Annotated in this window: 16 protein-coding genes and 2 pseudogenes; 8 read left to right on the top strand and 10 right to left on the bottom strand. The window is 66.1% G+C overall.

The window, feature by feature from the left end:
• Window positions 1-81: 81 nt before the first annotated feature.
• On the bottom strand, window positions 82-417 hold the full coding sequence (locus AB6807_RS31100) for a hypothetical protein (RefSeq protein ID WP_371087595.1): 336 nt from the start codon (window positions 415-417) through the stop codon (window positions 82-84).
• 16 nt (window positions 418-433) lie between these two features.
• Window positions 434-2,527, bottom strand: coding sequence for an ATP-binding protein (locus AB6807_RS31095; protein WP_371087594.1), 2,094 nt, complete (start codon window positions 2,525-2,527; stop codon window positions 434-436).
• Window positions 2,528-3,970: 1,443 nt separating this feature from the next.
• Here AB6807_RS31095 and AB6807_RS31090 point away from each other — a divergent pair.
• From AB6807_RS31090 to AB6807_RS31065, 6 genes and pseudogenes are all read left to right on the top strand, one after another.
• Window positions 3,971-10,228: an autotransporter outer membrane beta-barrel domain-containing protein gene (locus AB6807_RS31090; protein WP_371087593.1), complete on the top strand. Its 6,258-nt coding sequence runs from the start codon at window positions 3,971-3,973 to the stop codon at window positions 10,226-10,228.
• Between the two features lie 403 nt (window positions 10,229-10,631).
• Window positions 10,632-11,537 carry a transcriptional regulator GcvA gene (gene gcvA / locus AB6807_RS31085; protein WP_371087592.1) on the top strand — a complete coding sequence of 302 codons (906 nt, stop codon included), beginning with the start codon at window positions 10,632-10,634 and terminating at the stop codon, window positions 11,535-11,537.
• 73 nt (window positions 11,538-11,610) lie between these two features.
• Window positions 11,611-12,438 carry an EamA family transporter gene (locus AB6807_RS31080; protein WP_371087591.1) on the top strand — a complete coding sequence of 276 codons (828 nt, stop codon included), beginning with the start codon at window positions 11,611-11,613 and terminating at the stop codon, window positions 12,436-12,438.
• A 46-nt stretch (window positions 12,439-12,484) separates the two neighbouring features.
• Window positions 12,485-13,390, top strand: a complete 906-nt coding sequence (locus AB6807_RS31075) for an oxidoreductase (protein ID WP_371087590.1) — start codon at window positions 12,485-12,487, stop codon at window positions 13,388-13,390.
• A 189-nt stretch (window positions 13,391-13,579) separates the two neighbouring features.
• Window positions 13,580-13,809: pseudogene (locus AB6807_RS31070) on the top strand (IS3 family transposase); the annotation flags it as partial.
• Window positions 13,810-14,000: 191 nt separating this feature from the next.
• On the top strand, window positions 14,001-14,207 hold the full coding sequence (locus AB6807_RS31065) for a hypothetical protein (RefSeq protein ID WP_116912600.1): 207 nt from the start codon (window positions 14,001-14,003) through the stop codon (window positions 14,205-14,207).
• 430 nt (window positions 14,208-14,637) lie between these two features.
• Here the strand turns inward: AB6807_RS31065 and AB6807_RS31060 are convergent, their stop codons facing one another.
• From AB6807_RS31060 to AB6807_RS31050, 3 genes are all read right to left on the bottom strand, one after another.
• Window positions 14,638-15,732 carry a polysaccharide pyruvyl transferase family protein gene (locus AB6807_RS31060; RefSeq protein ID WP_371087589.1) on the bottom strand — a complete coding sequence of 365 codons (1,095 nt, stop codon included), beginning with the start codon at window positions 15,730-15,732 and terminating at the stop codon, window positions 14,638-14,640.
• The gene (locus AB6807_RS31055) at window positions 15,729-16,004 is read right to left on the bottom strand and encodes a hypothetical protein (RefSeq protein WP_132748972.1); all 276 of its coding nucleotides are present in this window, start codon (window positions 16,002-16,004) and stop codon (window positions 15,729-15,731) included. The genes AB6807_RS31060 and AB6807_RS31055 overlap by 4 nt, the downstream gene beginning before the upstream one ends.
• A gap of 127 nt (window positions 16,005-16,131) precedes the next feature.
• Window positions 16,132-16,287: a hypothetical protein gene (locus AB6807_RS31050; RefSeq protein ID WP_165840458.1), complete on the bottom strand. Its 156-nt coding sequence runs from the start codon at window positions 16,285-16,287 to the stop codon at window positions 16,132-16,134.
• A gap of 997 nt (window positions 16,288-17,284) precedes the next feature.
• Between AB6807_RS31050 and AB6807_RS31045 the strand changes: the two are divergent.
• Window positions 17,285-18,690 (top strand): annotated as a pseudogene (locus AB6807_RS31045) (IS701 family transposase).
• A gap of 2 nt (window positions 18,691-18,692) precedes the next feature.
• On the opposite strand, the gene clsB reads toward AB6807_RS31045, so the two are convergent.
• The 5 genes from clsB to AB6807_RS31020 all read right to left on the bottom strand — a co-directional run bounded on the left by clsB (window position 18,693) and on the right by AB6807_RS31020 (window position 21,875).
• Window positions 18,693-19,871 (bottom strand): cardiolipin synthase ClsB, encoded by a 1,179-nt coding sequence (gene clsB / locus AB6807_RS31040; protein WP_371087588.1) that lies wholly within the window; start codon window positions 19,869-19,871, stop codon window positions 18,693-18,695.
• Window positions 19,872-20,295: 424 nt separating this feature from the next.
• Entirely contained in the window at window positions 20,296-20,511 is a 216-nt protein-coding gene (locus AB6807_RS31035; RefSeq protein WP_165933358.1) for a response regulator, read from the bottom strand.
• Window positions 20,512-20,595: 84 nt separating this feature from the next.
• Window positions 20,596-20,823 carry a hypothetical protein gene (locus AB6807_RS31030; RefSeq protein ID WP_371087706.1) on the bottom strand — a complete coding sequence of 76 codons (228 nt, stop codon included), beginning with the start codon at window positions 20,821-20,823 and terminating at the stop codon, window positions 20,596-20,598.
• 394 nt (window positions 20,824-21,217) lie between these two features.
• On the bottom strand, window positions 21,218-21,424 hold the full coding sequence (locus AB6807_RS31025; protein ID WP_371087587.1) for a hypothetical protein: 207 nt from the start codon (window positions 21,422-21,424) through the stop codon (window positions 21,218-21,220).
• Between the two features lie 199 nt (window positions 21,425-21,623).
• A complete protein-coding gene (locus tag AB6807_RS31020; protein WP_116912605.1) occupies window positions 21,624-21,875 on the bottom strand; it encodes a DUF378 domain-containing protein in 252 nt (83 codons plus the stop codon).
• Between the two features lie 502 nt (window positions 21,876-22,377).
• Here AB6807_RS31020 and AB6807_RS31015 point away from each other — a divergent pair.
• Entirely contained in the window at window positions 22,378-23,223 is an 846-nt protein-coding gene (locus AB6807_RS31015) for a GDSL-type esterase/lipase family protein (RefSeq protein WP_165840459.1), read from the top strand.
• Window positions 23,224-23,283 lie beyond the last annotated feature (60 nt).

Below are 23,283 nucleotides of genomic sequence, written 5' to 3'. Positions count from 1 at the left end.
CGTGCGATGTACGGTCAGCGCGAAGGCAGGGCCGACGTGTGCAACGCACGCATGCGCAGCGCAAGCAACCGTGTCCCGCGGTCATTGGCCGGGTTGCAGTTCCTCGTACCAGCGCTTGTAGGACGTATGGGTCACCATGTGCCTGTTGAGGTCCGGGGCTCCGTCGGTCCACCATACCGGGCCGCGCTCGCCCAGCGCGCGCTTGGCGGCGTCGACCGTCGCACGTGCCGCTTTCAGCGCCACAATGTCACCCGATTTCAACGCAAGTCCCACCTGGCGCCGAGCGGCCATCAACTTGGCAGTCCAGGCTTCTCGGGCGTGTTCGCTGAGATTCGGATCGCTCGTCCGCCACAGCCGGCCATTCACGACGAAATACCGCCCGTCGGGGGTAACGGGATGGTTTTTTGCTCTTGTCACGCGAGGCGAAGGACGGTCAAGGCGAAGACGCGCGGCCCATGACCGCTTCGATCGCGCGAAGCAACGCGTCAGGCTGCACCGGCTTGACGAGATGCGCGTCAAACCCCGCAGCACGTGTGCGCTCCTGGTCCCGGCCCGCGCCCCAACCCGTCAGCGCCATGATGGCCATTCGCTCAGGCGGATGGCGCGCTCGCAGAGCCTGTGCCACCGCATACCCGTCCATGCCCGGAAGGCCGAGATCCAGCAGCACGATCTCCGGCCGGTGCTGCTCAGCGAGCTTCAGGGCCTGCAAGCCTTCGCTGGCCGCCTCCACCTCGACGCCCACGCCTTGCAGGAATGCGACCAGCCCCTCACGACCGTCTTCGTTGTCCTCCACGACCAGAACTCGTGCGCCTTGCAGCGGTGCCCTACGGCCTCCGGGCCGAGCCCGATCGGCACTGCCGCCTGCGCCGTTCATGTCGTCCGTGCTGTCCGTGGTGTCCGTGGTGTCCGTGGTGTCCGTGACCCTCGCCAGTTCAGGCGCAGTCCTTTCTACTGATAGCGGCGAAGGATCTGCCAGGGGCAGCTCCAACCTGAAAGTGCTTCCCTGGTCCACACCCGGACTGCTCACCTGGGCGGTGCCGCCATGCAGTTCCATCAGCTTGCGCACCAACGACAGCCCGAGCCCAAGACCACCTTGTGCATGCGCTTTGGTGTGCGGCAACTGCGTGAACATGTCGAACACCCTGCTCGCGTCGCTCAACGACATCCCATAGCCTGAATCGGTCACCGAGATGACAGCCTGATGCCCCCTTGTGTACGCCTCGACGACGATGCTGCCGCCTACAGGGGTGTACTTCGCGGCATTGGTGAGGAGATTGCCGATCACCTGGACCATTCTGGCCGGATCCGCGTAGACGTCCATGCCAGGCGCCACGCGCATTTCGACCCGATGGCCCTGCCGCTCCAGCAGCACCTGCGCGGCTTCGAGCGCATTCGCCACCAGCATGTCCAGCGGGACGATCTGGCGTCGCAGTTCGATCACGCCTCGGCTGATCCGCGAGATGTCCAGCAGATCGTCGATGAGTCGGGCCATGAGGCTCGCCTGGCGATCGATCACCGCGAGCTTCGATGCGACCACGTCGTCGTTTGCGCGACGACTCGCGATGGCTACGGCGTACTTGATCGGGGCAAGGGGGTTGCGCAGTTCATGGGCCAAGGTCGCGATGAACTCGTCCTTCCTTGCGTCCTGGTCCCTGAGGAGGGCGGCGTCTCGCGTACGTTCGATGTGGGCCCAGCACCTGTCGACGACTTCGGACACGACGAGGACTTCGGCGTCGGTCCATCGACGCGTGGTGGCCTGATGGACGGCCATCATCGCCACCAGCCGGTTCTCTTTCACCAGTCCGGCGCAGATGATGGCCTTGATGCCGATGGCGTTGAACATGCGCGCGCCACCTTCGTCCCCAAGTTCTGCGTCCACATCGTTCACGATGAGATGAAGGCCTTGGCGGAGGTTGGACGTGGCTTGCGGGCCGAACAGCTCCAACGAGTAGACGCCGGCACTGCTTGGCACACCCTCGACTGCCCAATCGCTTCGAATGGTGAACCGGTTGCTGTCACTGTCCACGTCTGCATAGGCACATCGGGTCGCGCCAAGCGCTTTGCCCAGGACACAGGCGGTCGACGCCATGATGTCGTCCGCGCTCTGGAGATGACGCGTCGCCTGACCGATCTCGTCGAGCACACGAAGGCGATCCTCGCTCGCCTGGCGCGCAGCTTGCGCGCGGATGCCCTCGCTTGTGTCGACGACGAAGCCAACCCACTGCTTAAGGGTCCCTGCGTCGTGTACCGGTGCGCCCTGAGCCACAACCTCGCGGTACTCGCCATTCGCGCGCAGGAGCCGATAATTCACGGTGAACGCTTGACCGGCCTCCAGCGCTTCGGCCCACCGTTGGCGCACCGTCGCCCTGTCGTCGGCATGAATGGCTTGAAGCCAGCCCCAGCCTTTGTAGTCTTCGAAGCGCTGCCCGGTGAACTCTTGCCACAGCGGGTTGGCGACATTGACGCAACCATCAGCGCCCGCGTACCACACCAATGTGTGAGGGGACCCGGCCATCTTCGAATTCATGAATGCTCGCTTGAAATTAAGTGGGATGGAACTGCCAGCTCGATGCTAGACGCAGGCTCGTGCGCGCGCGTGAGGTGCGGGCGCGGTCACTCGTAGGCCGCGTCAACCACTGCCAAGGCAGCCTGGGGCGGCCCGACAGGCGGCTGTCTGCAGGGCCTGCAATGATGCTGCCGATCGGTCCAAGCTATTTCGCGGGCGGATCGCCCCAACCAGAACCGAGCCAGCGGATTCGCCACGACGATGTGCGCGGCGTAACTGCTGGTCAGGTGCGTGAGGCGGCAACCTCTGCGTCAAAGGCCGGTTGATTTTCGCCGGTATCTAGCCGCCAAAACGGCACGGTGCGCGCCTCATCGAGGGGCGCCTGCCCGTCTTGCAGGCGGGCACGTGGGCACCGATCTGCTGGCGAGCCAGGTTGGGGTGGCTGCAGCAAAGGTGGGACAGCGTGACGCTTACGCCCGCCTCGTTTGGGCGTAGAAAACGAGGTTCCGGGAGCGGCTGTCGATTCGAGCGGGCAACATGGAGAGGGATTGGAGCGCCGTGCGGATGGGCTGGGGGCTGCACGAGACTGCGTGAGCGTCGATGGATGTCAGCGCCAGCCAGAGCACCGATCAAAAGCTGGTCAGTGCATGAACATGGTTCCCGGCTGCGCATCGCGCGTGGGCAAACGACCTGCCATCGCGTAGGAAAGCACGAGCTGCAGTGCCGTGGGCCACTTCGCGAATGGCGCGGGCCTGACCAGGCACGGGTAGAGCGCGGCATGCGATTTCGCAAGGATGAGACTATCCGAGCGCCGATTGTGTCGGCAGGTCTATCGCGCGGGCACCTCGCGGGCTACACGTTTGAGCGCGCCGGCGCTGCGACGCTGCAAGGCACTGGTGCCGGCCCCTGGCAGAGCTGTAAAAAGCCACGCCCGCGATACCGACACCGCGTCGATGCGCGCGACTCGGTCCGGCTCGGCGCACCTCAGGTGCGGCGTGCAACTCGGGGAATAGATCGCTGTTGCCTGGTGCAACTCGAAGCGCAAGTCGCGCGAGAGGTATTGAATCTTCAATGGCCCGCATCGAGCATTCGCTGACGATGAAGTCTTCCACGCGCCGCGCTCCGACGAGCGTGCCGCGGGTTTCTGTTCCACACGCTCATCGTCTTGCAGTCGTACACCTGAAGCCGGAAATTGTTTTCGCGGCCGATGCGAGGCGGTACGAGGGAGGGCACCGCCGACGGGCACATAGGCCATCGCAATACTGCGCCCGTTGAGCTTCAGCTGCTTCAGCTGCTTCAGCACCTCTTGCGGCAGTGTTTAGAACTTTGGATCTGCCTTCCAAAGACCGCGTTTGATTTGTCTCTCGAGGTGTGATGCGTGACACCAACAGAGGCGCGTAAAAGTGATGTCGCGGCAAACATTGCCTCAAATAATCCGCGCTCCAAGGACCGAGAGGAGGCCTGATGAACCGCATTCACCGTGTGGTGTTCAATCGCAACCTGGGACAAGCCCAGGTCGTTTCCGAAGCTGCGCGTGCGAGCCGCGGCAGCGGTACGAGCTCGTCCGGCTCGCGGCGGCGTAAGCCAGCCACCGCTGCTTCGTTGATTGGACTGGCCGCGCTCGTGACGCTCCAGTTGCACAGCGGCGATGCGGACGCGGCCTGCTCGCCCGCGGCGCCTGCCGATGGCGACGCGGTGAGCTGCACCGGCGTGCCGATCCTCCTGCCGCCGAACCCGAACAGCTTTCTCAGCAATGCCAACAACCTGGGCGTGACGGTACAGGCAGGCGCCATCATGAGCACACTGCCAGGCGGCACAGCGATGACCTTGGGCGGCATCGGCGTCACGCTCACCAACAAGGGCAGCATTGACGCGAACGCTGCGGGCTCTCTCGTGCTCGCGCGCGCGCTCACCATCGGCAACCTCGTTGCGCCCACGAGCGGCAACATCGTGGTCAACAACCAGGGCGCGATTGAAGGCACGTTCGACGGCACCTTCGGGCTGCAGGGCGCGGCGGTGGTCATCGCCAACAGCGGGGCCATGTCGTTCAACAACAGCGGCACCATCGGCATGGCCGCGCTGGGCTTGTTCGATCCGTTCAACTCGATTGCCGTGGCCGTCTACGGTGGGGGCAACGTCAACTTCACGAACACCGGAACGATCACCGGCCGCGTGGCTTTCGAGAGCCCCACCGCCGGTGGCAATACCTTCACCAACGCGGGCACGGTCAACGGCAGCGTCACGCTGGGCACCGGCACCAGCAGCGACACTTTCACGGCGGTGACCGGCTCGTCGATCAACGGCGGGGCGACGCCGCTGCCTGGCAACACCATTCCCACGCCCACGCTGCCGCCGGGCTCCCTGACTTTCGCGGCGGGGGGCACGGTCGATGCGGGCGTTGGCGGCACCGACACGCTGGTGCTGCAGAACACCGTCAACCCGCCCGGTTCGGGCAACAGCGGCACCGGGAGCATCTCTGCCCTGAAGTACCTCAATTTCGAGAACCTCATCGTCAACAGCGGCGCCTGGACGCTCACCGGCGCGGTGGTGAGCGGCAGCACCTTCCTGAACGGCGGCACCGCGATCTTTGACAACGCGCTGTCTTTCGGCACCGGCACGATGACCGGGAACGGCGGCGCCATCGAGGCCTCGGTCAGCGGCATCACGCTTGCACAGAACATCAACGTGACCACTGGCCTGACTGTGCAAGGCGCCAACGACCTGACGCTGGGCGGCACAATCAGCGGCGGCGGCGGCGTGGTCAAGCAGGGCGCCGGCACCCTCACCCTGTCGGGGAACAACGATTTCAGCGGGGGGCTCGCGCTCAATGCGGGCGGCCTCACGCTCGGCTCGGCCGCCTCGCTGGGCACGGGCCTGTTCATCGTAGGCGGCCCATCGTCGCTCAACACCGCCTTCACCGGCACGGTCACCAACCTGGTGCAGTTGAACGGCGCGCTCACGCTCAACGGCGCGGGCAGCCTGACGCTGGGCGGCAACATCGCCGGCGCGGGCAGCCTCACGCTCGCCAGCGGCAACCTGTCGCTGGCCGGCAGCAACAACTATGGCGGCGGCACCACCTTGCAGGCCGGCGCGATCGATGTGGGCAGCAGCGGCGCGCTCGGCACGGGCGACCTGACCGTCGACGGCGCCGGATCGCTGACCGGGGCGGCCGGCGTTGCGCTGGGCAACAACATCGTGCTCAACAGCACGCTGAACTTCGGCGCGGGGGGCAGCGGTGGCGCGCTCGCGATCAACGGCAAGGTCAGCGGCGCGGGCGGCATCAGCCTGGCCGGCGCGCCGGGGCTCACGCTCAACGGCGCAAACACCTTCACCGGTGGCATGAACCTGGGCGGCGGCGCGCTCACCGTCGGCAATGACACCGCGCTCGGCCAGGGGGCGGTCACGGTCAGCGGCGCCAGTTCGCTCTCGGCGAACACGCCGGTGAGCGTGGGCAACAAATTCAGTCTCAACGCCCAGCTGACTGTCGGAGGCAGCAGCGACCTGGCAATGAACGGCGCGATGAGCGGCCTCGGCGGCATCGTGAAGACCGGCAGCTCGCGGCTCACGCTGGGCAATGCGAACAACTCCTCGGGCGGCGTGAACCTGCAAGCCGGCAGCGTGCGCCTGGGCACCGACACGTCGCTGGGCGTTGGCGCGCTCACGGTCAACGGCAATGCGGCGCTGGACAGCAGCGCCAACGTGGCCGTGGGCAACGCGGTGGTGCTCAATGCGGGCTTGGCCATCGGCGGCGCCAGCAACATCGCGCTCGGCGGGACCGTGTCGGGCACCGGCGCGCTCGGCTACGACGGCACGGCCACGCTGGCCCTGAACGGCCCCAACACGTTCAAGGGCGGCGTCAACCTGGGCAGCGGCACGCTCAGCGTGGGCAACAACGGCGCGCTGGGCACGGGCGGGCTCGCCGTCGGTGCCAATGCGACGCTGACCGCAGGCGTGCCGGGCATCGCGCTCGGCAACAGCGTCGGGCTGGGCGCGAGCGCCACGCTGAGCCTGGCGGGCCCGAACGCGCTCGCGCTGAACGGCGGCACCGGCGGCGCGGGCAAGCTCGCGATCAGCGGCGCGGACGTCACCCTGGGCAGCGCCAACAACTTCGGCGGCGGTGTGACGCTGGCGGGCGGCAAGCTGTCGCTGGGCACGAGCACATCGCTGGGCACCGGCACGCTTGGCGTGACCGGCAATGCCACGCTCGCGAGCACCGGCGGTGCGCTCACGCTGGCGAACGCCGTCTCGCTGGGCGCCACGCTCACGGTGGGCGGCGCACCGGACATCGCGTTCGACGGCGCGGTGACCGGCGCAGGCTCGCTCGTCAAGAACGGCACCGGCACGCTGGCGCTGAACAACGCCAACAACTTCGGCGGCGGCATCGACCTGCAGGCCGGCACGCTCAGCGTCGGCAACAACGCGGCGCTGGGCACCGGCGCGCTGACGGTGGGCAGCACCTCGACGCTCGCCGCCAGCACCGACGTGACGCTCGCGAACGACGTCGTGCTCAACGCCAACCTGGGCATTGCAGGCGCCAGGAACATCACCTTGGGCGGCACGATCAACGGCACCGGCGGGATCTCGATGGGCAGCACCGGCACCCTCGCGCTGAACGGCGCCAGCAACTACACGGGGCCGACGGTGGTCAGCAGCGGCACGCTTCAGGTGGGCAACGTGGCTGGCAGCGCGACCGGGAATGGCGCGGTCACGATACAGAACGGCGGCACCCTGTCGGGCAACGGCCGCATCGGCGGCGACGTCACGCTCAACGCCACGGCCGTGCTGGCGCCGGGCATCGGCGCCGGCGCGCTGGGCACGCTCACCATTGGCGGCAAGCTGTCGCTGGCCAACGGCAGCGTGTTCGACTACCAGTTCGGCGCGCCCGGCCCCGACTTCGCCACGCCCGGCCAGAGCGGCAGCGTGAGCGTGGGCGGCGACCTGCTTATCGCGGGCAGCACCACCCTGAACGTGACGAATGCCGGCGGCTTCGGCCCCGGCGTGTACCGGCTCGTGGACTATGGCGGCGCGCTCACCGGCGGCGGCACGCTGGCGCTGGGCGGCGTGCCGGCCGGCAGCGCCCTTTCTCTGCAGAACCTGGCCGCCGACAAGCGCTTCACGCTCGTCAACAGCACCGGCATGACGCTGAACTTCTGGAACGCGAACGGCCTGGCGAGCCCGACGCAATCGGGCGGCGGCACCGGCACCTGGTCGAGCACCGCGCCGGTGTGGACCGACACCGTGGGCACCGTGAGTGCGCCGATGCTGCCGCAGCCGGGCTTCGCGATCTTCACCGGCGCGCCGGGCACGGTGACGGTGGACAACACCGGCAGCGCGGTACAGGCCACCGGCATGCAGTTCGCGAGCAGCGGCTACACGCTGGCCGGCGATACCCTCACGCTGACCGGCGCGGGCGGCGGCGCCCGTGCCGAGATTCGCGTGGGCGACGGCGGCGCGGGTTCGGCCGGCTACACCGCCACGGTGAACAACCCCATCGCCGGCGCCGCAGGCATCGCGAAGACCGGCGACGGCACGCTGGTGCTGGGCGGGGCCAACACTTATACAGGCGGCACCGCGGTGCAGGCGGGCGTGCTCTCCGTGTCCGCGGACAGCAACCTCGGCGCGGCCGCCGGCAACGTCGTGCTGGAAAGCGGCGGGCGCCTGCAGGTCTCGGGCACCGGATTCACCGGCACCGCGCGCAACCTGGACATCGGCGCGGGCGGCGGCAGCGTCGAGATCGCCGACGCGGGCCTGGACCTTGTCGCCAGCGGCGCCCTCAGCGGCAGCGGCAACCTGGTCAAGTCGGGCGCGGGCACGCTCACGCTCGCAGGCACGAGCACCCGCACCGGCGCCACCGTCATCGCCGAGGGCACGCTGCGCCTGGGCGCGCCGGGCCTGCTGAACGCGGCGGCATCGATCGCACTGGCCGACAGGGCCGGCGCCACGCTCTACCTGGACGGCTTCGACCAGCGGATCGGTTCGCTCGCGGGTGGTGGCAGCGCGGGCGGCGAGGTCAAGCTCGGCAGCGCCACGCTCACGACCGGCGGCGACAACACCAACACCTCCTTCGCGGGCGCCGTGACGGGTGCCGGCGGCGTGGTCAAGCAGGGCACGGGAAATTTCAAGCTGACGGGCGCCAACACCTATGCGGGCGCCACCCAGGTGAACGCCGGCACGCTGAGCGCGGGCGGGACCAACGCACTGAGCGCGACCTCGGCGCACAGCGTGGCGGCCGGCGCCACGCTCGACCTGGGCGGCTTCAACCAGACCGTAGCCTCGCTTTCGAACAGCGGCACCGTCTCGCTGGCAGGCGCCGCACCGGGCACCACGCTCACCGTCAACGGGCCGTACAGCGGCCAGAACGGCGTTGTGCGGCTGGGCACGGTGCTCAATGCTGCAGGCCCCTCCGACCGGCTGGTGCTCGACGGCGCCGGCGCCGCGGCGAGCGGCCGCACCACGGTGCAGATCGTCAACCTGGGCGGCCTGGGCGCGCTCACGAGCGGCAACGGCATCGAGGTGATCAGCGCGCTCAACGGCGCGACCTCCACCGCGCAGACCACCAAGGACGCCTTCACGCTCGCCGGCGGGCACGTCGATGCAGGCGCGTACGAATACCGGCTGCACGCTGCAGACGCCAGCGGTGCCGGCGAGAACTGGTATTTGCGCTCCACGACCGCCAGCGGCGGCACACCGGGCGGCCCCGGCGACCCCGGTGGCCCGGGCGTTCCGGGCGGCCTGCCCACCTACCGCATCGAAGTGCCGATGTACGCTGCCCTCGCGCAGCAACTGCGCCAGGGCAACCTCGCGATGCTGGGGAACCTGCACCTGCGCGGCGCAGAGGATGCGCGAACCGTTGCGAGTGACGCCGCCGATCGCTCCGAAGGTACTGCCCCTCGCGGCCGCCGCGCCTGGGGCCGCGTGATCAGCACCGACATCGACGTGAGCCAGCGCGGCACTGCGAACGCGCGCAGCGATGGGCGCCTGAACGGCTTCCATGCCGGCACCGACCTGTGGGCCGATGCGGACTGGCGCGCCGGCGTCTACGTCGGCCAGCTCCAGGGCAACATCCGCGTGAGCGGTTTTGCGCGTGGCATCCAGGGGCTGGACGCGGGCACCAACGACCTGCGCAGCCGCTACATCGGCGCATACGCCACATGGAGCGGTGACAGTGGCTGGCACGCTGATGGCGTGCTGCAGGCTGGCGAGCACCGCTACAGCGTGCAGCCGATCGCGAGCTTCGGCAGTTCGGGCAAGGGCAGGAGCCTGCTGGCCTCGCTGGAGGTGGGCAAGGCCTTCGGCGTCGGCGGCGGCTGGACCGTGGAGCCGCAGCTGCAGCTCGTCCACCAGAGCCTGCGCATGGACGATGCGGGCATCGCGGGTGCGCTGGTCACACAGGACTCGAACGACGGCCTCATCGTGCGCGCGGGCGTGCGCGTGAAGGGCGAGATCGCCACCGGCGCCGGCACGCTGCAGCCCTACGGCCGCATCAACGTGCTGCACGCGTCGGGCGGGGCAGACGTGGCGCAGTTCCTGAGCCTGGGCGGCAGCACGGCCATCCGTAGCGAGACCGGATCGACCAGCACCGAAGTGGCCGGCGGCTTAACGCTCGCGCTCGGCGAGCGCACCGCGATCTACGGCGAGCTTGGCAAGCTGTGGGCCTCGGGCGGTGCGGCGCGCGTCAAGAGCTCGGTCAACGCGTCGGTGGGCGTGCGGGTGCGCTGGTAGGGGTGGGGGGAGGTGAGTGTCGCAAGCAGGACACGGCGCCAAGATCGATCAGGTCCAAGACTCGACGACGAACCGCTGAAGGCGAGCGTCTGTACAGCGTTGTTCGAATTCGTTCCGTTCGAGCCTGAGATCGTCGCGAACTATTCGATAGTCATCTCTCAGAGCGCATTTCATCGACGATCGTTATCAAGCCCTTCATCGACCAGGCTCGTCGGAAAATCCGCAAGATGCTGCCCCCGGCACTTGGTGGCTTAGTGCCAATAGTCGGTTCTTTAACATCGCGCGCGTCTGCTCTGATTTTTCTGAGTCAACAAGGATGGCACTTTGGCCGAGGTCGAACGAACCTCTTATCATGAGTTTTCATTCATGAAATTCTCTCTGAATCTTTCAAAGAAACAACCCCATGAGAGATTTGCCTCCTACTGCCACTTTGCGAGCCTTTGAGGTTGCGACGCGGCACGCCACATTCACCTCTGCTTCGGAAGAATTGCACGTCACTCAAAGTGCCGTCAGTCACCAGTTGAGAAATCTCGAAGAGATCTGGGGGTTGCAGCTGTTCCAGCGAGGGAAGTCGTTGAGACTGACACCCGAAGGTGCGGCGCTCGCGCCGATCGTGCGTGAATTCTTCACGAGCCTGAATACAACGCTCGCTGATCTAAGAGGGGAAAAAGGCAGGGTCCGGCTCCGAGTCAGTACGACCTACTCATTCGCCTTGAAATGGCTGCTCCCGAGATTGCCGAGCCTGTCGCGCCAGCATCCGGAAATCCTGTTGACGCTGGAAACGACCGACAAGGCCATCCATTTTTCAAGCGCGGAGTCGGACGTTGCAATCCGTCTGGGCAATGGCAACTATGCAGCTTTGTACTCAGAACTTCTGTTCAGGGAACAGATTTTTCCGGTCGCCAGCCCCGATTTCCTCGAGCGCTTCGGGGCGCCGGGCGAGCCGGCAGAATTGTTGCGCTATCCATTGCTGACACGCGACGGCGCGGATCTGGTGCCGAAGTGGGAACTGTGGTTCCAACAAGTCGGCGTAGGTCTCTCCACGCTCAGGGAAAATGTCAGGTTCGCTGACACCAACATGACCATCGAAGCGGCATTGCTGGGCCAGGGCATTGCGCTGGCCCGTAGCGGCCATGTCGAATCCGAGATCAACGACGGCCGTCTGGTGAGGCTGTTTGACTTGCCGTTTCCGTCCCCGGTTGCCTACTACTTTGTCTGCCCCAAGGGCATCGAGTCGCAGTCCCATGTCATCTGCTTTCGCAATTGGCTGCTTGCGGAGTCGAACAGGGCACAGCAGGACTATCGATAATCCATGAGGATTTGCTCATTGTGCAATGAGGACGTTTCGCTTTGATCGAGGCGCTGCGTCGTTAGCATGACGCATGTCCGCTCCCATTGTCTTGCTAGTGCTTCTAGCCGCGTTGTTGCATGCGGGCTGGAATGCGCTGCTGCGCAGCGGACACGACAGACTGTGGTCGATGACGATCATGTGCATAGCTGTGGCACTGGCCAGCGCCGCAGTGGCCTTGTTCCTGGCGCCTCCGGCCAGCTCGAGCTGGGTCTATGCAGGCCTTTCGGCGGGGCTGCACGTTGGCTACAACCTGTTTCTCGTCCGCAGCTATCGCGTCGGCGATCTCGGGCAGACCTACCCGATTGCACGCGGCACTTCTCCCCTGCTGGTCACGATGGCGGCCTCCGTTTTCGCCGGAGAGCGGGTGGGAACAGGCGCGCTGCTTGGGATTGCCCTGGTATCCGGCGGGATCGTGTTTCTGGCCTTCAAGGGACGCAGGCTTGCCGTTCCGAGCCTGCCGTACGCGCTGGGAACCGGCTGTTTCATTGCTGCCTACAGCGTGGTAGACGGGATCGGTGTGCGCCTGTCGGGGGCCCCGATGGCTTACACGGCGTGGATGTGTGCCTTGTGGGGCATCCTGATGCCTTTCGTGTTCTGTGCACTGCGCGGCGTGGGCAGTCTATTCACGATGCGCCCAGGAATCAGCACGGCTCTCATTGGCGGGCTGGTCTCGCTTGTGGCCTATGGACTCGTCGTCTATGCCATGTCCAAGGCGCCCATGGGCGCGGTATCTGCATTGCGTGAGACCAGCGTGGTGTTTGCGACGCTGATCGGCTATTTCTTCCTCGGCGAGACACTGACGGCCCGCAAGCTGCTGGCCTGCTCGGTCATCGCCATCGGCACGATCGCCATCGGCTGACGGTGACGGGACCATCGGTAGCCAATGACAACCATCGAAAACCCTCATGACGACGATTCCTGAAAACCACCATCCGTCCGTTGCCCTTGTGGGTCCAGGAGCGATCGGCACCACCGTGGCAGCGGCGCTTCATGAGGTCGGGAGAACGCCCGTGATTTGCGGTCGTTCCGCGCTTGAGCGCCTGGAACTGCGTTTCGATGGCGGCCACATCGTCGTTCCCGGACCCGTGCGGATCGATCCGGCCCAGATCCCGAGCCCGTTCGACCTCGTGTTTGTCGCGGTCAAGGCAACGCAGATCGAGGCCGCGGCGCCGTGGCTTTCAGTGTTGTGCAGCGCGAAGACGGTGGTCTGCATACTGCAAAACGGTGTCGAGCAGAAAGCGCTTTTCGCACCGTACCTGGCCGGCGAGTCGGTCCTGCCGTCGGTGGTGTGGTTCCCCGTTCAACGCGAGCCGGACGCCTCGGTGTGGCTGCGCCGCAAGGCGCGCCTCACCTTGCCCGACGTCCCCGCGTCCAAGGTGGTCATGGCGGCTTTGAGTGATACGCGCTGTTCGGTTGACATGACGGCCGACTTCGCGTCCGTGGCGAGGCGAAAGCTGATGCAAAACGCGGTTGCCGGGCTGCAGGTTCTGTCAGGCCGTTGTGTTGGCATGTTCTCCCGGAACGACGTCGCCAGTCTCTCATTGGCCTATCTGCGCGAATGCCTCGAAGTGGCCCGTGCGGAAGGCGCGGTACTGGGCGACCAGGTGCCCCAAGAGATCGTCGACCAACTTCACGCCTCCCCGAGCGACATGGGGACTTCCATTCTTGCGGACCGCCAAGCGGGCCGACCCCTCGAATGGGACGTCCGCAACGGGGTGGTGCAGCGTCGGGGTCGCGTTCACGGCATCCCAACGCCGATCAGCGATCTGGTGGTGCCCCTTTTGGCGGCAGCCAGCGAAGGGCCGGGCTGATATCTCCACAGAATATCCGACGGCTTGCCCTGTTTGGATGCTGGACCGGCGTGGTGCGCAACTTCCGCGGATTCGGGCCGCAAAGGAAGCGGGATCTGGAGCGGGTAGGGAGGGCGGCCCTCGGCCTGCCACGGGACAGTCTGATCAGAACTTCCTGTGCGGTCCCAGGAGAGCAGGGTGAACGACGGGAACTTCACCCGCTCGATGTCTCGCAAGGCATGCTTGCCCGCTAACGCAGCTTGCGAGGGCTTCTTCGGTCGGCTGAAGAACGAGCGGTTCTATCCTCGGGATTGGAAGAGCGCCACCATTGAGCAATTCATCGCGGCGGTCGACTCGTACATCCGCCGGCGCACGAGAAGCGGATCAAGAAATCAACACACTCCCGTAAGAGGCAATTTCGGTGGCGTCGAAGCATCTAGAAACTGCAAAGGACGCAGGACTGCCCAGTCGGAATGCGCCTCTGTGCGGGCATAAGTCGCGGGGGACGTGAACTGAAGGAGAGGTCGTCTTATGCCCCGCTGCGCGGGCTCAAAAGCAATCTTTTGTGGTTGAGTTGCATTTGCCGCACGCATGAGTCGCGGCGGACGGCGCCGCAACCCACAATGTCCGGATGACCCCGATCACAGAGCTGGACATCGTTGCCCTCGCCACTCGCGCGGCTGCGTTCCGACGACGCGCCGCGCGCGGCGACAACACGGTGCGGCTCGCTGCGCGCGTGCTGGAGATTGAGTTGCAACGCAGGTTGGGGGCGCCGGTGCCGAGTCAGCTCGACTGGCAGATCGAGCCAATCCAGGCTCCGACCAGGCGCACACCGTGAAGGCTGACCTCCGGCCAGCCCGTTCAGCTCACTTCCTAGTGGCCAGTCGCTGGGCGTGCTGCAGTCCGCCTGTACCACGGGCAGCATCTTGCCGGCGTGCGCCTTGAAGTCGGCAGCCTTGACCTGCGACCTGTGTCCTCCTCAGCAGCTTCTCTGTGGCTTTGTACTCGGCCTCGTCTCCTGCTTGACGTAGCGGCTGTCAAGGGTGCCGCGTTCGAGCGAATTCAGTCCAGCGCACCGCCTGGGTGCTTCACGTTGGGGCTGTCCAGCCGCATCACACCCTTTGTGGACGCCAGGGCCTGGGTGTCGCTCAAGCCCTTGGAGCGGTCGTCGATCTTATCTGCATGAAGCTCTTGATGTCGGCGTTCTGAGGATTTGTCGGGCGCAACCTTGCGTGCTACAAGACGCACCGGCGCCGCGGCGTGCTCTCTTAAGTTGGCGACAACGCGGCGTCCAGATAGACGGTCGAAGCAGATCGTAGAACGGACAGCTTCGCCTGCAGTTCGGCCGAGGGCGCTTCGCACAGACACTCGTCGCATTCCGCGTCGGTGCTCTGCGGCCCCAGACGGCGGCCATCCGCCCCGAGCATCGACATCAACCCGCGCACCTTGACCGCGCGATAGGCGGTGTCTTCGCAAAGGAAGGGCCGCTGGTGGCGAAGGGCGAATACGCAGCCATGGAAGAAGTTGGTCGCCACGGCCGTTGCCTGCGACATGAAGCGGGCGAAATCGAGCGGCCCCGCAGCGATCCACTGCACATCGCACCAATCATTGCGGTAGCCGATGCTCACCAGGCGAACGCGCCGCCGATCGGCCCAAGCGCGCACCCGCGAGGCGAAGCGCGCCGAGAAATCATGGCCGTACACGGCAACATAGCGCGTCGCGCGGACAGGCAGCGGCGTATGCCCGTGCCCGACCTCGCTGGGGAACTGCAGGCACGGGTCCAGCACCAGCGCCGGCCGGGTGCCGGTTGCGCCGTGCACCAGCGCGCTGGAGTTCTCGTCGCGCACTGACAGGTTGCGAAAGTTGCCCAGCATCGCCGCCCATGTCTGCGGCAGGCCGCGCTCGGCGGCATAGTTGCCGAAGCTGGCGGCGTATGAAACCAAACGGGGCGCCCGCAGCCCTTGGCCGAAGAACAGCGGCTGGTAACCATACCAGGGATGCGCAAAGTTCCATACCTCGTCACTGCCGACAACCACCACGTCGAAGTCCTCGATGTCGCGCGGGTCTTCCAGCAAGAACCTGCGTGAGCTGGGCAAGGCGGCGGCGGCCGAGAGAAACTTTCGCGTCTTCTGCGCATACAGCGGCAAGTCGTCGCGGGCCGCGGCACTCGACAGGACCGGTTGCAGCGCGCAACGCCATTCGATGCGCTGGATTCGCGGCGAATGATGGTCGAGCAGTACCACGCGGTGGCCGCGTGAGCGCAAGCCTTCCACCAAGCACCGGCTCTGCCAGTACGAGCCGTAGTTGATGCAACTGTGGAATGTCAGGACGCCGATGTTCAGCGCCTGCACGTCATCAATCACGGGGGATGCCATAGTGAGCATGCGCGCGAAACTAGCGAGCGCAACCGGCGCTGCACGTCGGACGGCGCCGCATCTGCAGGTCCGCTGCGCGGGCCGTGCATGCCTTTCTCGTCAGGGCGATGCATCGAGCGGCCAGGGAACGTTGATGACCACACGCGTCCTTCGCCGTAGCGCAGCAGTTTGGTGCGCAGGCGGCGCGCGCGGTGCGTGTGCAGCAGGAACCGCCACCACCTGCGCTCGACGAGTTCAGGAATGAGAAAGGCGACCGCCATTTCGCCTCGTCGACTCGGAGGCCACGCACCAGGTCGAGCAGGGCGGCCGGCCTGCGGCGTTTTCAGCAACGCCTGCGCGGGTGCTTGCAAGAACTTGGTTGAGCACCAGTGGCACCTCCTCGCGCACCTACATGCTCAACCCGCTGTAGTAGCGGGCGGCCGACAGCGGCAGCAATGGTCTTGCAAGACCTCCGTGCCCAGCAGCGCCATGAAAGCTCGCGACGAAGACAGACGTCGGCACCGCGAGCAGCCGACCCGGATCGAGCGTGCCGCGCAGGTTCATGAGGTGACGAGCGCCAGGATGCCAAGCCACAGCCACAGCCACAGCCACAGCCACAGCCACAGCCACAGCCACAGCCACAGCCACAGCCACAGCGTGTACGCGTGCAGCGACGTCGTGCCGAGACCAGCGCGGCCACGCCTGCAGAGATGCCCACGACCACGTTCAACACGTAGTCGTTCATCAGCGTGACCGCGGCGACCACGCTCACGTTGCGTCCCTGGTTACCCTTGGCCACGGTGTAGGCGCCTCCAGTGGTCGGACAGGCGCGGTTGGTCTGGCGGTTGGAAACATAGAGGATAGCGAGCAGCGCGACGATGGCGGTGTGATCGACCCTAGGAAGCCCAGGCCCGGCGTGCCTGCCGGGATGAGCGCGGCCAGTGACCCCCCGGTGCCGTAGGCGGACGAGCCCAGTCCGTCAAGGCCATGGCGGAAACGGACTCGGCCACGCCAACCTTGCGATCCGTTGGTGCCTGATGCGGCAGGGGCCGACCGAATACCGAACGCTGGAAGTCCATGACGAAGCGCTCGGATCCGTGCCGCTGCCCAGCGCGCGTTCCCGCTGCGCCCTCAGGCGAGCGGCAGGTCGCTGTCGGGACTGGCGGCGTCGGCCTCGCAGGTTCTCAATGTGTTTCGGATCGGCATGAAGGCTCTGGTGGAGGGTGAGCAAACGAGGAACGTGAAACGAAGGAAGCTGCCCGCTCCCGTATGGTGTGTAGGAGCTTGCCGCAAGCAGATGTATCAGCGTTGCTTCTCGGGCCGCAAGGATGGCGCCACTTTTCCTTCTGCTCGCCTCGCGCGACGCCTAACCGCCCATTAAGGGCGGCCGCGTCGAACGGCGTTCATCGCCGTTGAGCATCGCCGCTCTCACATTTGCCAAGCGAATGTGTGTGGCCGTGACCGACGGTAGCTGGTGGCACGTGGTTCTACCAGGCGGCCCTAGTCTTACTGGGTCATAAATGCAGCAATGCGATTCTCTGGTCTTCGCACCGGAGGATTGATGAATGCAGTCGAGCGCTTCGATAGCTACCTGGAGCACCTGAGCGCAGGCTTGGGTCACGCGGATCGGCACGCAGGCCTTCGTGGGTACTGCACGGGCCTGATGCTTCCCTTGTCGCACAAGAGCGTAGAGCCCATGGCCGCGCGGGTGGATCCGACGCATGCCAGCGCGCGGCACCAGTCACTGCACCACTTCGTGGCCAAGGCCGAGTGGTCTGACACGCAGATGCTGCGGCGGGTGTGCCAGTGGGTGATGCCCAAGATGGACTTCAATCAGGGTGGCTGGTGGATCATCGACGACGCCGGGTTCCCGAAGAAGGGTCGCCACTCGGTCGGGGTCACTCGTCAGTACTGCGGGATGCTGGGCAAACAGGACAACTGCCAAGTGGCCGTGAGCATCTCGCTTGCAAGCAAGCAGGGCAGCCTGCCCGTGGCTTGGCAGCTGTACCTTCCCGAGGACTGGGCGGCAGATGCTGAACGCCGCGCCAAGGCTGGCGTTCCTGATGAAGTGCGCTTCGCCACGAAGACGCAGATCGCGCTGCAGCAGCTGCGCACGCTGCAGGATGAAGGCGCACCGCGCTATTGCGTGCTGGCCGATGCGGGCTACGGGGTGGACAACGCCTTTCGCCAAGAGCTCAGCGACATGGGCTTGCTCTACGCGGTAGGTGTCACATCTGCCGTGGTGGTCTGGCCGCCTGGCGTTCAGCCGCTGCCACCCAAACCTTACAGCGGCATGGGCCGCCCGCCAGTGGTGCCCCGGCGCACGGCGGCTCTACAGGCCGTGAGCGTCAAGGCATTGGCGCAGTCCCTGCCAAGCCTAGCGTTCCAGAACATCAACTGGCGAGAGGGCACCAACGACACACTGAACGGCCGCTTCGCGGCCGCGCGAGTGCGCCACGCTGGAGGCAATACGGGCAAGGCGCGTCTGCGTCCCGAGCAGTGGCTCATCGAGTGGCCGGCAGGCGACGCTGAGCCAAGCAAGTACTTCCTGTCCACCCTGCCAGAAGACACGCCGATCGACGAGTTGGTCGACGTTGCCCATCACCGCTGACGCATCGAACGCGACTACCAGGATCTGAAGCAGGACTTCGGCCTCGGCCATTGCGAGGGCAGAGGGTGGCGGGGGTTGCATCACCATGCCGCCTTGAGCATCGCGGCCTACGGGTTCCTGATGGCTGAACGCCTCGTCGCTGACAAGTCTGTCGGCGGTAAAAAAACTTCATCGAACGCCAAGTGCCTGCCCTTCCCGAGGACTACATCCCCCGCGGTAGTCCTGCGCGCGCAGCGCCACGTGCCGACGTCGATCGCGACGCTGCGCCATCGACTGAGCTATCAGCTGATCGCTCGTCTCGGCCAGTGCCCCTGCTGCGGAAGGGCAAGCGCAAAGCTCCTCTTGTGACACAGTAAGACTAGTGTTCCGCCCGAGTCAGCACCTTGAACTTCTGCGTTCTGCGCGGCAACCAGCGGCCGACAAGCGACACCCAGCGTAGCACGTGAAAAACGATGAAGCTGCTCAGCGCGGGCCAGCGCGTCCACCGAGGCAGTGCCTCAGGTTCAATGCGCCGGCATTGCTCCTGGAGCAGTTGCAGCCGAGCCGCCAGTTGCGCGTTGAAGCGATCGCTGTCGATCACCACGTTGGCTTCCAAGTTGAGTGCCAGGCTCAACGGATCGAGGTTGCTGGAGCCGACCGTGCTCCAGCTGTCGTCCACGATCGCAATCTTGCCGTGCAAGGGCCGTGCGCAGTACTCGTGGACCTCCACACCGGCGCGCAGGAGGTGGCCGTACAGCAACGTGGCCGCGAAGCGCACCGACTTCATGTCTGGCATGCCCTGCAAGACCAGCGTGACCGCCACCCCGCGCCGGGCCGCCTTGCAGAGGTCGCGAAACAGCCGGTAGCCTGGAAAGAAATAGGCATTGGCGATGCATACCCGCGTGCGAGCACCGCAGATGGCGCGCCGATAGATCTGCTCGATGCCGTCCGGCGAAATCTTGTCGTCGCGCGGCGCGAACAGCACCGCGTCCGCACCGGCGCACTGGCTGGGCATCGGCGCGCGAGGTTCGGGAATGTCGCGGGCCTCGGCGCCAGCGGCGCTTCGCATGAAGGCGCGGATGCGCGAGACCACCGGGCCGGACAGCGCCACCGCATAGTCCTGCTTGGCCATGTTGCCGAAGTCCATCAGGTGGTCTGCCGAAAAGTTGATGCCGCCCACGAAGGCGACCGAGTCGTCCACCACGATGAGCTTGCGATGCATTCGCCGAAGCAGGTTCAATTGCTGACCGAGCACCGCTGCGCCGGGGTCGAAGATGCGCACGCGCACGCCCGCGGAAGTGAGTCGGCACAGAAAGGCGTCGGACAGCGCGGGCGAGCCGAAGCCATCAATCGTGAGGACCGTTTTCACGCCCCGCGCGGCGCAGGCGCACAGCGCCTCGGCCAGCGCGATGCCCACCTTGTCTTCGAGCAGGATGAAGGTCTCTAGCAACACGACTTCCCGGGCGTTTGCAATGGCGTCGGCGACGCGCGGAAAAAACTGCTCTCCGTTCTCCAGCAGTTGCACTGTGTTCCCATGCGTCCATTCCAGATGGGCCAAGGGAGGACATGGTCTGGGGGTTGAACTCAAGGGCTACCGTCTCCATAGGGATTGGACCAATATGGTGTGGACGTCGAAAGGGGGCGGTAGCGTCGGAAGCGCACCGCTGGCGCTGTAGGTTGGGTTCTCTCCCAGTCTCTTCAGCTTTCTCAGCTGTTCGGCGCGCTTTGAGACAGCCGGCTGAGCCGCTGTCCGACATGACGCTCGGCGACGCGTCCTACGTTGGGGCATCGCAAAGAAGGAATGCCCCATGAACCTATCGCCATTCGCCAGGACCCGCGCCAAAGTACCCGTCGAGGAGCCAGCCGAAGTACAAGATCGCTGGCGAGGTCCCATGTTAGGCACGGTTGCGGTGGCATTGGCGTTCATGGGCGCGCTGCTGTATTTTGTTGCCATCGGCCCATAAGACAAACCGCTGGTGAGGTCAGCGCTGACGCAAACTTTCGCGCTTTTCACATACGCGCAATGGCCGTCTTAGTTCCTCGATCAATGCGGGCTTCGGCAGGTGAGCGTTGAATCCAGCCTGGAGCGCATGACGCGCGTGGGCGCGCTGGCCCAAGCCCAACATCGCGATGGCGCGCAGCTGACACGAGGCGGAATGCGAACGCACCTCGGCGGCGACGAAGGCGCAGCCATCCATCTCCGGCATTCCCAGGTCAGACCAGCAGGTCGCGTGACTGCATCTAGCAACGCCAGGGCCGCGGGGCGGCTGTGGCAATGTCGATCAGGGCGCCCCCCATCCTCCGCGAACGGACGAGCGCGTCGACATAGTTGTCCACCACCAGCACCTGCCTTCTGCGCGTCCGCCGTGCGCCAGCGCAAGTTTCCGCACCAGCGCCAGCCCGATGTTGCCTGACCCTGTGTCTGGCGGCGAGGTGCTTGCGTCGGCTTGATTGAACATCCCAAAGGCGTGCGGCAGGCAGCTCTCGATGCCACAGTCTGTAGCGCTCACCTTCAGCCTGGCGACCTCGCGCTCGGCTTCCACCCGCACCGTGATGCGCCGCCATCGGACGTGAACTTTACCGCGTCGCTCAGCAGGTTCCAGGGTATCTGTCCAAGCGCACGCGCCTGCGGTAGCCGAGGCAGGTCACGCGGCTCTCGCAGTGGTCTCCAGCACCAGCTTGTTCCGAGGCGCATCCGCGACAGCCGCCGCGCCACGGCGAGCGCAAGCTCGCGAAAGCGCCACGCGCGCCAGCCGCAGCTTGCCGGGGCGCATGGGCGATAGGCCCAGCAGTGGTTGATGATCCACGTCCGTTTCGCAACCGCCCGCTTGATGGTCGCCGCCACGCGCTGCACTACGGCGTTTCCGAGGCGAGGAGCCGGTATATCAGCAGCGCGGCGTTCATCTAGCGCTTTGGCTCGGCTGTGTGGTCGCGGGCCTGTGCTGGCCCGGTGTAGGCCCCCGCTTTCCGTGCTTCCTCTGCCGCTTCCTCGGTTTCCTGATCCTGCGCCGTTGCAGTCGATTCGATGTCTTCGGTGCGGATTTCTGCTTCGACGGGCAGTGAGTCGAGCGGCGAGCGGCTTGCGGGAGTGTTCGGGGCAGCGATGGTCATGTCGTTTCCTTTTGTTGGTTGCAATTGGTACAAGGTGCGCGGCGGCTGCGGGGCCGGGCGCGGTCTTTGTTGGCTTGCGCCGGCGCGATTCGCAGGCGAGATGCTGTGGATAGAGACCATGCACTCTCGCAACGCTTTATGGGCGCCAGTGGACGGCGGCGGTGCCTGGTGACGCCGCGCCGCGACGAAACCGCGGCCTTCAGGTTGATGTGCGCGGAGCCTGCCGCACGGGCATGGTCAGGCCGTACAGCCCGGCCAGCCCCACGAGCACGTACACCACCCGGCTCACCATGCTCATGTCGCCGAACAGGGTCGCTACCGGGTCGACGTGAAAGGCGCCGACCAGCCCCCAGTTGATGACGCCGACGACCATCAGAACGAGGGCGATCCAGTCCACCACGCTGAGGGTGGGACGGTGGACCGCGGCGTTACTGCGCAAAGTGGTGCTCATGCAAGTGCTCCTGAAAGAAATTGGGCGAAGAGGCGTACCAGTGATGCGTGGCGCGAGGGGCACGGCGGCATTGCATTCCGCCGCACGGCGCCATCGCCTCCATGCACGACGCACGGTGGGCGCCGCCGCGTGGCGTCGCGTAGGTGGATATGCCGTCTGCTTGGCGGCGCCGGCTACATCGGCCCGCGACCTACGCCAGGTCACTGGACGGTCCGACGAAGGAGGGCCGCAGCACAGCCACGGTGTGGCCCGTTGACGGTGCTCCGCTGCGATCAGCTGTTCAACCTTTCACCGTCCGATTCTTGCCCGCTTCGCCATGCAAAACGACCCCTGTCCTTCACCGCATCGCCGCCCCCGTGCGATGCCTCGCGTCATCCCGCGAGGGGTGCCGTTCGCCGTCGCCGTAGGCGCCGGTGCATTGCTTGCAGGCGCGTGCTTGTCGGGGCTGCTTCAGTGGGGTCGACTGCGGCACGCGGCACGGGCGGTCGAGAGGGGCCCGGCGGTGTACGCACCACTTGCCGCATCACATTCGCCGCATGCGGCACCCAAAGCGTGCGGCCCGGCGCAGGCAGCCGAGCCGCTGCGGATCCTCGTGGTGGGCGATAGTGTTGCGCTCGGCATCGGCGCCGCCGACCCCGCCGACACGCTGGCCGGCCTCTTGCGGGCCGACCGACCCGACGCCCAGGTGACGGTGCTCGCGCGCAGCGGCGCGCTGCTCGCTGATGTGCCCGTCCAGCTGGCGGCCGCTTGCGGCCGCTTCGATGCAGCGGTGCTGGTGGCCGGCGGCAACGACATCCTGCTGGGCCGCGGCTTGGAGCAGCTCGCGCGCGACGCCGAGGCCGCTGCCGCGGCGCTGGCGGCCAGGGCGCGGATCGGCGTGTGGATGGGCATCGCCAACATCGGCTTGGCGCCGCTGTTCATCCCCCCGTGGTCCTGGTGGATGGCGGCCCGCGCGCGCCGGGCGCGCCAAGCCCTGGGCGCGGCGGCGGCACACCATGGCCTGCGCTACCTCGACTTCTTTCGCGAGGCGCGCGAGGACCCGTTCTCCGCGGACCCCGCCCGCTACTTCGCGGCGGACGGTATCCACCCGAGCAGCAGCAGTTACCGCTACTGCTACGCGGTACTGCGCACGCACCTCGCACCAAGTGTGGAGGCCGGGGCGCATGCGTCTGCAGGCATGCGGCTTGCCACTGACCTTGCAGTCATTGACGGCGAGGAGAGAACCGATGCACATGTCCTTCATGGCGCAATTGACGCGCGAAGTGTTTCCGGCGACTTTCCGCCGACCGGAACAAGTCGCCATGGTGCGATCGCTCGCCCGAACGGGTCACGTGAGGGCTCGCATTGAAGACCAAGGCGGCCGTGCCACGGCCACTGTCACGGAGGTCACGCCCCTGGGCGCGAAGGT

The organism is Variovorax sp. RCC_210 (assembly GCF_041355175.1).
Lineage (GTDB): Bacteria > Pseudomonadota > Gammaproteobacteria > Burkholderiales > Burkholderiaceae_C > Variovorax.
This window is presented reverse-complemented; position numbering and strand designations above follow the sequence as displayed.